Raw genomic sequence first — 14,921 nt, forward strand, 5'->3', positions numbered from 1 at the left:
GCGGCGCCGCGCCGAGCTTCTCCGGTGCCGTGCCGGTCAGCGCGGCACCGTCACCGGATCGACACAACTGGCGACGGCATCGACGAATGAACATGAGGCAGGGCCGCGGGTCGGACGATAGCCGGGGGAGACCCCGCCCGCGCGAGTGATCTCGGTGTAGGCGGGAACAGCGTCGGTGGGGCGGCGTGTCAGGGTGGGGTCGATCAGTACGTCGACGGTGTATAGCCCGAACCTCGGGGTGTAGGAACCCCACTCGTAGTTATCGGTGAGGCTCCAATAGTTGTAGCCCATCAGATTCATACCGTCGGCCTTCGCTCGCTGCAGCCAGTACACGGTGTCACGCAGCAGATCGGCACGGGTGTAACCGTCTGCTCTCGGGTGCCCGTTCTCGGTGGGCATGCCGTTTTCCACGATGTAGAGCGGACGGCCGGGGAATTGGCGCGCGTAATGCCGCAGGGCGTAGTAGATGCCTTCGGCCTGTAACGGCATCGTCCACAGCTGCTCGATATTCGGCAACCCCGCGAACAGCGACTCGGGGGAGAAGCCGTAGTAGTAATCGATGCCGATGTAGTCCAGGTTGGCGCCGATCCGGTCGATGAGTGGTTTGTTCACCACATTCTCGGCGGTGGGGATATAGGCGACATTGCTGGAAACCATGGCACCCGGGTGAACGCTGTGGATGTGGTCGTAGATCGTGTTGTGTGCCTGGGCGATACGGTCCTGCATGGCGGCCACGTCGCCGAGACCGATGCCGCCATGCCGGAGCTCGTTCACGATGTACATCGCCGGCTCGTTGAAGGTGATCCACAGCGGATCGTGGGCGGCATAGCGGTCGACGACTGTTCGGGCGTTGGCCAGCCAGTCGGTCACCATCTCGGGGTTGCGCCAGCCGCCGCGGTCGACTTCCCAGCCCGGATACACCCAGTGGTCCAAGGTGAGCATGGGGCGCATACCGGCAGCCTCGATCGCGGCGATGACGTTGTCGTAGAACCGGAATCCCGCGGGGTCCCATTCACCCGGTCGCGGCTGCAACCGAGCCCATTCGATGCCGATGCGGTAGACCCGCACCCCCAGCCGCGCGGCGAGCGCGATATCGGACTGGAAACGACCAGAGAAGTCGATGGAATTCAGATAGGGGTCCTGCGTCTTGCCTGCCGCGATATAGCGCATCCAATTGCTATCGGGCGCATTGCCTTCGGACTGGAAGCCGGATGCCGCGACACCCCAGAGGAAATTCTCGCCCAGCGGAGCGACGGTGTGCGGTGCGGGCGGACGGGCGCCGGCGGGAACGCCGAGCAGTGTGGTGACGCCCGCCGCGGCGAACCCGGCGAGAACCTGGCGGCGACTGGGTGATCGCATCGAACTCCTGCTCGTCAGGTGACCAGTGCTCGTGGACCCGCGGTGCGCGAGCGCGGGGGAGGGCGGACCACGCGATCAGCCTAGCGACCGATTGGGCGGCGGGGTGGGGAAGTGGGCCTGGAAAGTCGAGTCGGTTGGGTGGGGCAGTAAGGGATTCGGGACGGAGAACAGCGGGAGCGCGCACTCATACGCCCGAGTTCCAGCGTGGATCTCCGGAGACCTCGGCCGAACAGCAATGCCGATACGTAGATATGCGCATCTAACTATGTATCTCACCTTTACCTCCAAAAGTCCTGTTCAGGACCGAACCGCACCTACCAGCGCATTACACGGAAAGGGAAGGGACACGAGTACTCAGCGCCTCCTCGATCGGGGCCGGCGGCGCAGCGGCTGTGAGGCGGCGGGTAGGGGATTGCCGGGTGACCCACTTCACCCATCCACGTTGTCAGGAATTCGGGCGCTGTCTCGTTCAAGGTGCACGCGAACCAGACAGGAGCGGATCATGAAGCATCGAATCGTTGTCCTCGGAGCGGGGTACGCGGGAGCGTTCTCCGCCGGATATCTCGCCCGCAAACTTCGTTCCGACGACGTCGAGATCACCGTTGTGAACGCCGAACCCGATTTCGTCGAGCGGCTGCGCCTGCATCAACTGGCTGCCGGGCACGTTCTTCCTCACCGCCCGCTCACCGAGGTGTTCGCGGGTACCGGGATCGTGGTTCGTATAGCGCGGGTGACGGGGATGGATGTCGCACGTCGGACAGTCGAGATCGCCGACGGCGGGGCTGTTGACCTGCTCGAATACGACACTCTCCTGTATGCGCTCGGCAGTACTGCCGCCGACCACGGCGTTCCTGGCGTCGCTGAGCACGCTTTCCATGTGGCCGCACGGCCGTCGGCGTTGCGCCTGCGTGCCCGTCTTGCGGAGCTGGGCGAGGGCGGGAAGGTGTTGGTGGTCGGTGGCAATCTCACTGCTATCGAGGCGGCCACCGAGATCGCGGAGGCTCACCCGGAACTTCGGGTCACGATTGCGACGAGCGGAGAGCTGGGTGGCTGGCTGGGGCCGAAGGCGCGCGGTCATCTGCTGCGCGCCTTCGATCGGTTCGGCATCGCCATCCAAGAACACACTGGTATCGCGCGGGTGGAGGAAACGGCCGTACTCTCGGCCGACGGCGCGATCTTCGCCGCGGACGCTACGGTGTGGGCCGCGGGTTTCGCCGTCCATCCGATTGCTGCGGCGAGCGGCCTGCACACAGAGCCCGATGGCCGGATCACGGTCGACCGGCAGATGCGGTCGGTCTCGCATCCGAATGTGTATGCAGCCGGTGACAGCGTTTTCGTGATCGGCGCGAACGGTCAGCCCTTGCCGATGTCCTGTGCCTCGGCGGGTTACACCGGTACGCAGGCGGCAGCCGCGATCGTCGGCGACCTGACCGGGCGCAAGATCAAGGCGACCACGCTGAGCTATGTAGGCAACCACATCAGTCTCGGTCGCGAAGACGCGATCTTCCAGTTGGTCGACGGTGATGCGCGCGCGAAATCCGGTGCCCTGTGTGGTCGGCCGGCCGCCCGGGTGAAGGCTGCCATTGTCGGGATCAGTGGTTGGGCCGTCGGTCGGCCGACCTTCGGGTTACCGAGTCGCCACTACCGTTTGGTCCCTGTTCGGCGGCAGTCATCCCAGGTTGTTGCGGCCTAGAGTCGTGCTCATGGACTCTGCCACCGTGGCGCGTTTCGAGGCCAGCCGCGATCGGCTGGCCTCGCTCGCCTATCGTCTGCTCGGTTCGGCCGCCGATGCCGAGGACACGGTGCAGGATGCGTTCCTGCGGTGGCAGGCAGCGGACCGGGGCTATGTCGAGGTGCCGGAGGCGTGGCTGACCAAGATCGTCACCAATCTGGCGCTGGACCGGCTGCGTTCGGCCCAGGCGCGGCGTGAGCGCGCGGTGGGTGCGTGGATGCCGGAGCCCCTGTTGGACGGTGATCCGATGCTCGGTCCGTCGGAGACGGTCGAGCAACGCGAATCGGTGACTCTGGCCGTGCTGACGTTGATGGAGCGGCTGTCGCCGGTGGAACGGGCGGTGTACGTGCTGCGTGAGGCGTTCGCGTACAGCCACGCCGAGATCGGTGAGATTCTTGGCGTCAGCGAGGCTGCCAGTCAGCAGCACGTGCACCGGGCGCGGCGTCGGATCACCGCCGTGCGCACCAACCTCGATATCGATCGTGCTGCCGCCCGCCGGATCGTGGAGGCGTTCGTCGATGCGGCCGCTTCGGGGCGGACCGAACGTTTGATATCACTGCTCACCGTTGACGCGACCGGTGTTTCCGATGGCGCAAGGGGATCGGCGGCGCAGCTGATCAGGTTCTCGACGCCGCAGCGGCTGGCGGAGGCGATACGGGCCGGCTTCCGGCCGTCGGCGGCGAAACGGCGGCTGGCCGGTGGTTCGCCATCGATTCATGCCGTGGTGGTGAACGGCTGTCCAGCGGTGTTGTTCGCGCTCGAGGATCGGGTGCTCGGCGTCGCGATTCTGGAGATCCGCGACGGCAAGATCGCCGGCATGCGCAGCATCGCTGCCCCGCATCGGCTGGGCCGGCTCACCGTACGGTGGCTGGGGCGTGAGCATGACGCGGCGCTGGTCGACTCGTGGTAGCCGGGAGTTCGGGCGTCCGGACTGTGTGATGAGGTCCGGCGTGAGTGCCGGGGCGGCGGTTCCGGGCGCATCGACTTCGTTTGTCACGGCGATTCATCTCGGTGGATTACCTGGTGTGGAATCAGCCGAGCATATTGTTGTTGTCAGCGGAATCGACTGATTGCGTAGTCGTGACCAAGCCGCATTGCGTCCACGCGGTATTCGTTCTTCAGGGGTGCGGATGGACGCGTGAATTCGGGGAGACGAATGCGGCCGGATAACCAGGTCGTGCGATGCGGCTTCGGTCGGGTGCGGTGGGTCAGGCGTCGAATGGGGCGGGGTTCGTATGGCCAGTGCCAGGGTTGCGGCAGCGATGAATATCGCCGCTTCGTAGATGAGCGTGTGTCCGAAAGCGGTCGCGGGTAACGCGGGGACGGCGAAGTAGCACAATCCGGCGAGTGTGATGCCGACGGTGCCGCCGAGTTGCTGGGCGGTGGGTAGGAGGCCGGACACCGAACCTGCGGCGGAGTCGGGCGCTGTCGCGAGGATTATCCCGAATACCGACGCGGTGAAGATCCCGAACATGCCACCGCCGACCGCCAAGATCGGCAGCCACGTCCACAGGGGTGCCGCGGTGGTGACGAGAAGTGCGAGCGTTCCCATCACCGCCGCGAGTGACAACGCCGCAGCGGCCAACACGCTCGCGCGGTAACGATGCGTGAACCAGGGTGCGGAGCGGGCGCCGAGAATCGCTGCCCCGAGCGGCCGCAGACCGACACTGGACTGCAGATAGTGCATGAGCAGCAAGGTGAACGACGGCACTGCGGCATTGAAGACGAAGACAGCGGCCAACCCGCGACGAACCATTCGTGCCCGCAGGACCCGTGGGTCGAGCAGCGGGCGGCGCCCCCGAACTTGGGTGCCGACGAATCCGGCCAGCAGCCCGGCTGCGGCGGTGAGGCACCCGGCGGTCCACGTCGGCCAGCCCAGTTCGTGTCCCACCGCGAGCGGATAGATCAACAGCGCTGCGCCGGCCACGATCAGTGCGGCACTCAGCAGGGGGATCGGGCGTTGGTCGGCGCCCGCCGTTATGGGTATCCGCCTGCTGCGCACCAGGGTGAACAATCCGATCGGGAGGTTGACCACGAACAGCAGCCGCCATCCCAGACCTGCGGCATCGACGGCGAGCAACAGCCCACCGGCGATCGGGCCGAGCAGTGACGCTATTGCCATGGTGGACCCGTACCAGCCCATCGCGCGGGGCCGCCGCGTGGCGGGTAGCGCCGTCTGGATGATCGACAACACTTGCGGCGCAAGTACGCCGCTCCCGAGTCCTTGTAGCACCCGGGCGGCGATCAGCATGGTGATCGTCGGCGCCGCACCGGCGGCAAGGGAGCCGAGTGTGAACACGCCCATGCCGATGATGAACATTCGGCGGTACCCGTACCGATCACCTAGTCGCGCCGCCGGAATCATGATGCACGCGTACGGCAGGGTGTAACCGGTAATCACCAGTTGTGCCACGCCGCCGGTGGTGTCCAGTTCATGTTGCAGCACTGGGAGTGCGACCTGCACGATCGTCACGTCGAGCAGTTGGACGAAGGTCGCGGTCAGGACGATGGGCAGCACTACGCCCACCCGTCGAGTGCGGCGAGGAATCGGTTCACGTTGTCGGTGTGGATGAAGTGGCCGGTGCCCGGCACGGTCCGGGTCTCGAAACCGGCCGCGCGATACTGCGCTGCCCGCTGCGGAGGAATCAGAGCGCTCGGGTCGGCCATCAGAATCCGTGAAGGCACCAAGGGAAGCACTGGGGCGTAGGCGGTTTCGAGGTAGCTCATGCGGGTCGTATCCGGATCCCATGCGGCCAGTTCGTCGAGCCGCGCCCGCACGCTGCCTTCGCTCCAGTGCGGCGCTGCTGCCCCGGATGTCGTCGGCGCTCCACTGTTTCGCGGAGGGTTCGATGTGCCGGTAAGTATGTCGACGTTGTCGCACCACCTGAAGGTGCTGCGGGAAGCCGGTCTGGTCCGGGTCAGCCCAGAGGGCAGCCACCGCCGGCACGAACTCCGTAGCGACGAGTTGGAGGGCCGGTACCCTGGCGTGCTCAGCAGCATCATCTCCGCCGCTGGTAGCGAATAATCAGCCCTGCGGGATCCCGGTAGTAGCCGCCGAAATACACGCCGATATTTCGCCGGGTAGGGGCTGCCGACCTACACCCACGGCGTGGCACAGGTGATTTCGGGCTCTTCGACCTGCTGGGGATGCAGCTCTCGCCACGGATCCGGGACCTGGGCCGGATCACCCTGTACCGGCCGTTCGGGGCGTAATCGGCTATTGCATCATCTGGATGTGTGGGTGCCCAGATGATGCCGGGCAGACTCGGATGATTTCAGCGTTGTTGTCGGAGACACAGATCCGGGTCGGACTTTTCGGGCCGCCCTGGACAGGACCCCACGCGAGGTCGGCGGCCTGATCCTCGTACGGGATCCAATGCTGGACTCTGGAGTTCCACTCACTGCCGGATATCGTCAGCAGCGGCTCGGTCGGGGTGGCGCAGGTGGGGCAGGGGTTCGGATATGGATCTGTCATGCCCCAATTGATGTAGCCGCCGACCTTGAAGCCGGGCGCGATACACAAGTTCGAGTACTCGATGCCGAGCTCGTCGATCGCCCACTGGTCCAGTCGTTCCCGTATCTCACGCCCGAGTTCGAGCGAGCTCGGGTATTCGGTCACCTGTTCCGGATGGATGAAGCACGGCTCGGGTACGTAGTCCGCGCCGTCCACGGCTGCCGGTTGCGGTGGGGTGAGCAGGATGTCGGTCACCGCAGCCGCGGACCGCCAGAACACTGCGGTCGTGGGCATTCCGTCGGCATGAAATTCGAACGGGCACCACAACACCTGCAGTAGATCCGCACCCTCGGGTGGCTGTAGACCGGGCACGTCACGCAGATACAACTGGGCGATCGGCAGCATCGCGATGGGGCCCTCGGGGACGTCCGCCTTCTCGATCCGTTCGAGGAGCGCCCGCTCCTCAGTGGTGTATCCCCATTCCGCCCTGCTTTCTCCGGCCAAGTCGATACGCCGCCGCAGCCTGACCTCGGCCAACGAGATCGGCGGGATCGGTCCCGCGTTGTGGCCGTCCTCGGAACAATGCGGCCATGGCTCGCTCGCCGGCCACAACAGTGGGCCGCCGATCGAACTGTCATGGGGCGAGGGGGCTCCCGGACGCGGGTGCAGTCGAGTCGCGGTGCGGGCCAGTGGCGCCAGCTCAGGAAAGACGGCCGCGAGATCGGCCGGACGGGGCGGGGTGGTGCGAGTCATGCAACGACCAGCTCCTCGAGACCTCTGCGCGAGATACATTCCTCGCTCCACAACGCCAACCACGCTCTCCAGTTCATTCCGCGAACCCTACGACCGGCCACCGACAAGTTCGGCATGCGTGCAGGCCGAGAATTGGTGCGAGCAGCTACTTCTCCGGCTCTGCTTCGACACCTCCGTAAATGCCGCGAAGTGCGTATTCGGCCATTGCCCCAAAGCCCCTGTTACTCCGATAGTGGCCTGTTATCCGGGCGATCATGGGCATCGACTTGGGGCGGACCGCCGTTATGGTGACACGAAGCGCCCCTGTTGTCCGGGACAAGGCTGAGCTGGTGCCGCGGTGCCGGCCACGCTGAACATGTCCTCGAGACCGTGTACTGGCACGCCGGAACCGCTCGGCTGCCACCCCGGCTCATCAAGGGCCGCATCCGGCGGGCGTGATCGGGCATGCCACGGGCTGTTGTGCCAGAACTCGGCAACGCAATCAGCCGAGTTCTCTTGTTAAAGCCCGAGTTTGGTGACGGCGTTGTCGTCCAATGGGTTTGCGGTGCGGATATAGCGGTGCACGGTGCGGGGGTTGGACCAGCGGCCCTGACGCATGATTTCGCGGTCGGCGGCACCGCCGAGGGCGGCTTGGGTGGCGAAACCCGCGCGCAGAGAGTGGCCGGAGAACAGGGCGGGGTCGAGGCCGGCGCGGGCGGCGTAGCGTTTGACGAGTTCGGCGATCGCGCGACCGGACACGGGGGTGGCGCCGATGCCGCCGTGGCGGGTGATGGCGGGGAAGAGGGGATGGTCGGCGCGGATGGTGTGCGGGGCGGCGCCGAATCCGTGGCAGCGGTGGATTTTCGGGTCGGGTGGGGCTGTGATGGCAAGTTGTGCGCGGACGGTGTGTGGATCGGTGGCGTGCAAGTGGAGTAGTTCGATCCAATCGGCGAAGGCGCAGACCGGGCAGGTGTGCGGGCGGTTGCCGCGGGGGAGCGCGACACGCTGTTCGGCGATGCCGGTGGCGTCGGTTTTGCTGGTGGGCAGATGAATGAGAAGTACCGGCTCGCCGGTGGTGTGATCTTGATCGACGTGGATGTCCTGGATGCGCAGGGCGGCGAGTTCGCTGCGGCGCAGTGCGCCGGCGAAACCGACGAGCAGGGCGAGGGTGTCGCGGCGGCGGGCAGGTTCGGTGGGCCATTCGGGCGCGGGAAGTTCGGCTAGGAGTTGTTCGAGGGTGTGCAACAGGATGGGGCGTTTGCGGATCGGCCGGGTGCGGCGGGTGCGGCGGATGCCGCGCAGCGTCAACCGGACGACATCACTGCGGGTGGGTGCGGGCAGGCCGTTGGCGGCGTGCACGGCGGCGATGGCGGCGGATTTGCGTTCGATGGTGGCGGGGCGGAAGACGAATTCGCCGTTGCCGCGGCGTGCGTCGGCGGCTGAGGCGAGGTAGACGGCGAGGTCGAGCGGATCCGCGGGAAGCGCCTGTCGGCCCTCTGCGCCACACCAGGCCGCCCAGGCGATCCAGTCGCTGCGGTAGGCCCGCACGGTGTTGTCCGATTGCGATGCTTCGAGGTAGCGGCCGAGCGTGTCGGCCTGGTCGTCGGTGAATCGTTCGCGGACACGGCGTAGTGCGGCGGCGTCGATGAGGACGCTGCCGACGCCACGTGTCAATTGCGCCCGCACCGGTTCGGGGATGGCGAGGGCGGCCTCATGGTGGGCGTTCGGCTGCTCGGCCATCGGTCCCCGTTCGGTAGAAAGGATCTGAGCACGATCGAATGTATCCGGCGGCTGCGCGGGCGTCCGGTTCGACACCGAATCGGATGCAGTGCTGACGAACTCGGATTGTCGTCGGGTGGTCCCGCGGAGGCCCACCTCTGTCCGAGGGGGCCGTTGGGCGCCGGCGTCTACCTGGCTCGCGTGCAGCGCAGGACACGCCGCGCGAGTAGCGAGATCGCAACGGTTGATCTACTGGCCCAGCGTGATCGGGTTGACGTCCAGCGGTGCAGTGACCATGTGGTCGATATCGAGGGTGAGTTTCAGCGCGTCCATTGTGCTGTCCGGGGCGATGTGGTTGTCGGCGTCGCCACGGAGGACCGCCAGGACGTGGTCGATCATCGCGGTGTACTGGTCGGCGGGCGGCAGGTTCAGGTGGTGGGCGCCGTCGGCGGTGTAGGCGGTGACGGTGGCGGTGGGCTTTCCGTCGAATCCCATCGTCGAAGTGGATTCGAGGACCCCGTCGGTGAAGGTGGCGGTGTATCCGCCGCGCGCGCCCCAGGACATCGGCATCAATGACGACACCGAGTCGCGGGCGATGGCGCCGTCGAAGTGCAGTGTCGCTTCGATGGATGCACTGTCGGCGTCGCGCGCGAGGGTGGTGACCTCGATCGACCGCGGCAGGCCGAGGGTGCGGGTGATGATGTCCATGTCGCTGTGCATGGCTTCCACTGGCAGTGTCATCAGGCCGAGGGAAACGCCGGGCCACAGGTGCGCGGTGAGGTTCCACATGCTCAGCTGCTCCAGCCGCCCATAGGTGCCGGTGCCGACGGCCTCGACCAGGGCTCGGTCGGCCGGGATGAATCGTTCGAACATGTCGACGAACACGTGCCGATCGCTGTGTGCTGCGGCGTCGACGACCCGCTGCGCGTCGGCCAGGTCGGCTGCCAGTGGCAGCTCGACGAGGGCATGCTTATCGGCCGCGAGTGCGCGCAGCACGTGGTCGGCGTGCAATGGGATCGGCAGGCAGATATCGACCAGGTCGATCGAAATGTCGTCGAAGGCGGCGTCGATATCGGTGCTGGATGCGAACCCGAACCGGTCGGCTACCGCTGCGGTTTTGTCGGGATCGCGACCGAAAATTGTCACTTCGACGTCGTCGCGGGCGGCGTAGACGGCGGCGTGCGCCTGCCCGAATCCGGTGCCAAGCAGTGCGATCTTCACGGTGACTCCTCGGTGCGCGACCCGCCGAGTGCCTCAGGTAGTCACCCGGTCATTTCCTACGCTAGAACCCTTTGCGGTCAGATCCTGGCCGCAAATCAGCGTGTGGTCAGGCGGTGACGGCGGGGGCGAAGATGCTGGTGATCACGAGCCCGATTTGGGTGACGGCGCGATCAATGGGGCCGGTGGGCTGGAACAGGTGGCTCAATGCGAGCCGGACGACGGCCTCGACCATGGTGTCGAGGTCGTCGTCGGCGATGTCGTGGAGGCCGTATTGGTTGCGGACCACGGCGGTGAGGGCGGGGATGGCGCGGCCGAGCACGGGTTCGGGCTCGGTCATCAGGACGGGCAGCAGGCTGGTGTCGGCGCTGGAGCGTCCGGCGAGTACGGCTTTGAGCAGCGCGTTATCGGCGCCGGTGCGCAGGGTGTATTCGACAGCGGCGGTGAGGCCGTCGATGACGTCGTCGGCCTGGGTTGCGATGGTGTCGGCGATGCCGGTGAGGAAGGTGTCGAGTTCGTTGGCGATGACGACGTCGGCGAGGTCTTGTTTGGTGCCGATTTCCTTGTAGAGCACGGGTCGGCTGACGCCGACTTCCTTGGCGACGCGGGACATGTTGACCGCGCCCCAGCCTTCGGTGCAGACCAGGTTGCGTGCGGTGTCGATGACGCGGGCGCGCAGGACCTGGCGCATCTCGGTGTGAAAGTTCGGCGCTTCAGCCACGAAAGTCATCGTACATGAATGGCCGTAACGTTCCATCGTTGACAATTATGGCTCAAGTGTTTCTAATGAATACACATCGCGACAAAGTGTAAACGCGCCTGGTCCGGTCTATGTGCGGGCCGTTCGCTCACGAAGCAAGGAGAACGACGATGACGACGTCTCGGATGGGGGAGCGGGCCGATGCGGCGACACCGCAATGGCGTGATCGCAAGCGCTACCTGTGGCTGTTCGGGCTGATTCCGCCGACCGCGCTGGGATTGGCGGCCGCGCTGGTGTGGGCGTTCAACCAGCTGGGCTGGCAGCAGGTCGCGCCGGTGTGGTGGTGGATCGGGCCGCTGCTGGTGTATGTGCTGCTGCCGATCCTGGACCGGTTCTTCGGCCCTGACGGGCAGAACCCGCCCGATGAGGTGATGGAGTATCTGGAAAACGACCGCTACTACCGCTACTGCACCTACGCCTACATCCCGTTCCAGTTGGCGAGCCTGGTATTCGCCGCCTACTTGTGGACGGCGACGGATCTGTCGTGGCTCGGCATCGAGGGCGGACTCGGTCTGTGGTCGAAGATCGGCGTGGCGTTGAGCATCGGTGTGATGGGCGGTGTCGGTATCAATACCGCGCACGAACTCGGGCACAAGAAGGACGAGCTGGAGCGCTGGCTGTCGAAGATCACTCTCGCCCAGACCGGATACGGCCACTTCTACATCGAGCACAACCGCGGCCACCATGTGCGTGTCGCGACACCCGAGGACCCGGCCAGCTCGCGGTTCGCCGAATCCTTCTGGACTTTCCTGCCGCGCAGTGTGTGGGGGAGCCTGCGTTCGGCGTGGGAGCTGGAGCGGACCCGGTTGCAGCGGATGGGCAAGGGCCCGTGGACCCTTCGCAACGATGTATTGAACGCGTGGCTGATGACCGTCGTGCTGTGGGGTGGTCTGGTCGCGGTATTCGGTCCTGGTGTGCTGCCGTTCCTGCTGATTCAGGCGGTGTACGGATTCTCGCTGCTGGAGACGGTCAACTATCTCGAGCACTACGGTCTGCTGCGGCAGCGGACCGCGGGCGGGCGATATGAGCGGTGCACGCCCGAACACAGCTGGAACTCCGATCACATCGTCACCAATATCTTCCTGTACCACTTGCAGCGACACAGCGACCATCACGCGAATCCGACCCGGCGCTACCAGACCCTGCGCAGCATGGACGGTGCCCCCAACCTGCCCAGCGGCTACGCCAGCATGATCGGCCTCGCCTACTTCCCTCCGCTGTGGCGCAAGGTGATGGATCATCGTGTCCTGGCCCATTACGGCGGCGATATCAGCCGCGTGAACATCCAGCCCGCCAAGCGGGATCAGGTGCTGGCCCGCTACGGGGTGGCGTGATGGCCGTCTACAGCTGCCCGGTGTGCGACTACTGCTACGACGAATCGGCCGGTGCGCCCCGCGAGGGCTTCCCGGCGGGCACGGCGTGGTCGGCGATCCCCGACGACTGGTGCTGCCCCGACTGCGGGGTGCGCGAAAAGCTCGACTTCGACCCCGTTTCCACGACGACAGGAGCATGAGATGAACACCGACTACAAGCTGTTCCGTTGCGTGCAGTGCGGTTTCGAATACGACGAGGCAGTGGGCTGGCCCGAGGACGGTCTAGCCGCTGGCACTCGCTGGGACGATATCCCCGAGGACTGGTCGTGCCCGGACTGCGGTGCGGCCAAGGCGGATTTCGACATGGTCGAGGTCAGCCGGGCATGAGGGGACGCATCGTCATCGTCGGCGCCGGGGTCGCCGGGGCAAGCGCGGCGCGCACGTTGCGCAAAGAAGGCTATTCCGGGCAGATCGTCGTGCTCGGTGGGGAAACGATGCTGCCGTATCGGCGGCCCGCGGTGTCGAAGGAGGTGCTCGCGGGGACAGCGGTCGAAGCGCGGTTGCTGATCGATTCCGCCGAGACGTGGCGTGCGGCCGAGGTCGAGGTGCGGACGGGTACGTGGGTGGAGGCGATCGAGCCCGAGCATATGCGGGTGCGGTTGGGCGATGGCGGTGTCGTCAGCTACGACAGCTTGTTGTTGGCGACGGGGGCGCGGGCACGCACACTGCCCGGTCAGCATCCGTCGGCGCGGACGGTGCGGTCGATCGCTGATGCGCAGATGCTGCGGGCGTTGGTGTTCGATGGCGGTTCGTTGCTGGTGGTCGGCGCCGGGCTGATCGGCTGTGAGGTCGCGGCGACTGCGCGCGGTCTCGGTGCGGCGGTGACCGTTGTGCATGCGGCGTCGGCGCCGTTGGAGCGTGTCGTTCCCTCGGTTCTCGGTGCGCACATGGAGCAGATTCATGCCGGCCATGGCGTCGCGATCCACAACGATGTCACCCTTGACAATCTCGAGCACCATGACGGCGGTGTGACGGCCACCGCGAGCGACGGCCGCAGCTGGGGCGCGTCGTCGGTGCTGGTGGCGATCGGTTCGGTGCCGGAGACCGCGCTGGCCGAGACCGCAGAAGTGGAGGTCGACAACGGGATTCGCGTCGACGAGCACTACCGGACGTCGGTGTCGGGGATCTATGCCGCAGGCGATGTCGCCAACCGCTACACCCCCGAAGTGGGTGCGTTCGAGCGCAGCGAGCACTGGAACAGTGCGCAGGCCCAGGGTGCTGCGGCGGCGCGGTCGATGCTCGGCGCCGCGCCCGTGGAGGCCGAGGTGCCGTGGGGTTGGTCCACCCAGTACGGGGTGAATCTGCAATTCGCCGGTCGTATCGCGTCCGCGGATGAGCTCGTTGTTCGTAATGGGGGCAGTGAGGCGCCCGCGGTGCTGGCGTTGCGTGCGGGCAGGCTGGTCGGTGCGGCGGGGGTGGGGTGCCCGGCCGACATCCGGGCCGCCCGCGGCCTGATCGCGCGCCTGGCGTACCTCGACGCCAAGGCGTGCGCACAGGGGCGGCTCGAATCCGCGGTCTGCGCTGTCGAATAGGCCTATCGGGTCCAGCGACGATGAGGGTCGCGATGGGTTGTGCCGCCCCGCGACTACTTGACTAGAGCGCAACTCTAGTTAATTCTCGTTGTAGTAGCACTACAGTGAGAGGCGTCGCTCATGGCGGGTATAGGCGTACGAGAAGCGAGAGGCCGGTTGATCGCGGTTGGCGAGCCGGATGTCTTCCTGGGCTCGACCGTGCCCAATGTGGCGTTGACCTGCATCGGCGCGGCCGTGGTTCGCCCTCCTCGGCCGACCTCGCTCGCCACAATCTTCCCTGCCTTCGACGTGCGGAATCGCACCTTCGAGGTCGAGCGCCATGGGCCTGCGGGTGCAGCCGTCGGCACCGGGGACCACTCACCAACCCGTTCGGCCGGCCGGCGATCGCGCCCGTACCCCAGAACTCCACGGCAGCCGACACCGGTATTCGATACCCCAACCGCAGCATATGAGCGACGGAGGCTCTGATGGCAACCAGCAAACGACACTTCAAATGGATTCGCGCCGAGATCGAACGACTCGATGCCGAGACCGACAGCGAACAGATCGTCCGACTGACCAGCTGCCAGCTCCTACCGAAGAGCCTGCTCGTCGTACACCTCTTCTACACGGTGGGATTCATCCGCTTTGCGGGCCCACCAGTCTCGGCCGAGTCGGTGGACCGAAACGGCACCGGGATGCTCTACGACCACGGCATCCGCCGCGCGGATGAGACCATGTTCTACCTCTTCTCGTGGGTCGACGACGGCGTGTCCAGCCCCGCCAGCATGAAAAGCCTTGATTACGTGAGGAACTGGCACTCGGGTGTCGCCCGGGGCTGGCCCATGCCAATGCACACCTTCCAGCACAGCGCCGCAGTCTTCACTCTCATCTATGACCGACTTCTGCGAGGCATCGCCGGGGCTCCCGGACTGAGCGAGAACGAGCGCCGGGCCCAACTCATCCACTGGCGCAGCGTATCCGAACGCCTCGGTGTCGCCGATATCCCTGACACTTGGCAGGAGATGGAGAACCTTCTGGAATCCTACTAACACGGGAGGGA

15 protein-coding genes and 1 pseudogene are annotated in these 14,921 nt (G+C 66.0%); 9 read left to right on the plus strand and 7 right to left on the minus strand.

Annotated elements, in window-relative coordinates:
* Positions 1 to 36 precede the first annotated feature (36 nt).
* Complete coding sequence (locus GV792_RS01475) at positions 37 to 1,359, minus strand: family 1 glycosylhydrolase (protein WP_163821762.1); 1,323 nt, start codon at positions 1,357 to 1,359, stop codon at positions 37 to 39.
* 502 nt (positions 1,360 to 1,861) lie between these two features.
* Between GV792_RS01475 and GV792_RS01480 the strand changes: the two genes are divergently transcribed.
* Both GV792_RS01480 and GV792_RS01485 read left to right on the plus strand, forming a co-directional pair.
* Positions 1,862 to 3,052, plus strand: a complete 1,191-nt coding sequence (locus tag GV792_RS01480; RefSeq protein ID WP_163821763.1) for an NAD(P)/FAD-dependent oxidoreductase — start codon at positions 1,862 to 1,864, stop codon at positions 3,050 to 3,052.
* A 10-nt stretch (positions 3,053 to 3,062) separates the two neighbouring features.
* On the plus strand, positions 3,063 to 4,001 hold the full coding sequence (locus GV792_RS01485; RefSeq protein WP_163821764.1) for a sigma-70 family RNA polymerase sigma factor: 939 nt from the start codon (positions 3,063 to 3,065) through the stop codon (positions 3,999 to 4,001).
* 93 nt (positions 4,002 to 4,094) lie between these two features.
* On the opposite strand, the gene GV792_RS01490 is transcribed toward GV792_RS01485, so the two are convergent.
* Entirely contained in the window at positions 4,095 to 5,609 is a 1,515-nt protein-coding gene (locus GV792_RS01490) for an MFS transporter (RefSeq protein WP_163821765.1), read from the minus strand.
* Positions 5,609 to 5,869 (minus strand): hypothetical protein, encoded by a 261-nt coding sequence (locus GV792_RS01495; protein WP_163821477.1) that lies wholly within the window; start codon positions 5,867 to 5,869, stop codon positions 5,609 to 5,611. Before GV792_RS01495 ends, GV792_RS01490 begins: the two co-directional genes overlap by 1 nt.
* On the opposite strand from GV792_RS01495, the gene GV792_RS29370 reads away from it, so the two are divergent.
* The gene (locus GV792_RS29370) at positions 5,817 to 6,116 is read left to right on the plus strand and encodes an ArsR/SmtB family transcription factor (RefSeq protein WP_163821766.1); all 300 of its coding nucleotides are present in this window, start codon (positions 5,817 to 5,819) and stop codon (positions 6,114 to 6,116) included. The two genes, GV792_RS01495 and GV792_RS29370, sit on opposite strands and share 53 nt — an antisense overlap.
* Before the next feature lie 69 nt (positions 6,117 to 6,185).
* Positions 6,186 to 6,292 (plus strand): annotated as a pseudogene (locus tag GV792_RS30275) (Tn3 family transposase); the annotation flags it as partial.
* Positions 6,293 to 6,308: 16 nt separating this feature from the next.
* Here the strand turns inward: GV792_RS30275 and GV792_RS01510 are convergent.
* The 4 genes from GV792_RS01510 to GV792_RS01525 form a co-directional block, all read right to left on the minus strand.
* A complete protein-coding gene (locus tag GV792_RS01510) occupies positions 6,309 to 7,298 on the minus strand; it encodes a hypothetical protein (protein ID WP_163821767.1) in 990 nt (329 codons plus the stop codon).
* Positions 7,299 to 7,796: 498 nt separating this feature from the next.
* Positions 7,797 to 9,017, minus strand: coding sequence for a site-specific integrase (locus GV792_RS01515; protein ID WP_163821768.1), 1,221 nt, complete (start codon positions 9,015 to 9,017; stop codon positions 7,797 to 7,799).
* A 228-nt stretch (positions 9,018 to 9,245) separates the two neighbouring features.
* Positions 9,246 to 10,217, minus strand: coding sequence for a Gfo/Idh/MocA family protein (locus GV792_RS01520; RefSeq protein WP_163821769.1), 972 nt, complete (start codon positions 10,215 to 10,217; stop codon positions 9,246 to 9,248).
* Positions 10,218 to 10,323: 106 nt separating this feature from the next.
* Positions 10,324 to 10,935, minus strand: coding sequence for a TetR family transcriptional regulator (locus GV792_RS01525; protein ID WP_309139060.1), 612 nt, complete (start codon positions 10,933 to 10,935; stop codon positions 10,324 to 10,326).
* Positions 10,936 to 11,084: 149 nt separating this feature from the next.
* On the opposite strand from GV792_RS01525, the gene GV792_RS01530 reads away from it, so the two are divergent.
* The 5 genes from GV792_RS01530 (at position 11,085) to GV792_RS01550 (ending at position 14,910) form a co-directional block, all read left to right on the plus strand.
* Positions 11,085 to 12,308 carry an alkane 1-monooxygenase gene (locus GV792_RS01530; RefSeq protein ID WP_163821770.1) on the plus strand — a complete coding sequence of 408 codons (1,224 nt, stop codon included), beginning with the start codon at positions 11,085 to 11,087 and terminating at the stop codon, positions 12,306 to 12,308.
* The gene (locus tag GV792_RS01535) at positions 12,308 to 12,487 is read left to right on the plus strand and encodes a rubredoxin (RefSeq protein ID WP_163821771.1); all 180 of its coding nucleotides are present in this window, start codon (positions 12,308 to 12,310) and stop codon (positions 12,485 to 12,487) included. Before GV792_RS01530 ends, GV792_RS01535 begins: the two co-directional genes overlap by 1 nt.
* Position 12,488: 1 nt before the next feature.
* Entirely contained in the window at positions 12,489 to 12,674 is a 186-nt protein-coding gene (locus tag GV792_RS01540; RefSeq protein ID WP_163821772.1) for a rubredoxin, read from the plus strand.
* Entirely contained in the window at positions 12,671 to 13,879 is a 1,209-nt protein-coding gene (locus GV792_RS01545) for an NAD(P)/FAD-dependent oxidoreductase (RefSeq protein WP_163821773.1), read from the plus strand. The genes GV792_RS01540 and GV792_RS01545 overlap by 4 nt, the downstream gene beginning before the upstream one ends.
* 467 nt (positions 13,880 to 14,346) lie before the next feature.
* Positions 14,347 to 14,910 carry an oxygenase MpaB family protein gene (locus tag GV792_RS01550; RefSeq protein WP_163821774.1) on the plus strand — a complete coding sequence of 188 codons (564 nt, stop codon included), beginning with the start codon at positions 14,347 to 14,349 and terminating at the stop codon, positions 14,908 to 14,910.
* Positions 14,911 to 14,921 lie beyond the last annotated feature (11 nt).

Origin of the sequence: Nocardia cyriacigeorgica, from assembly GCF_010868145.1 — a bacterium.
GTDB lineage: Bacteria > Actinomycetota > Actinomycetes > Mycobacteriales > Mycobacteriaceae > Nocardia > Nocardia cyriacigeorgica_D.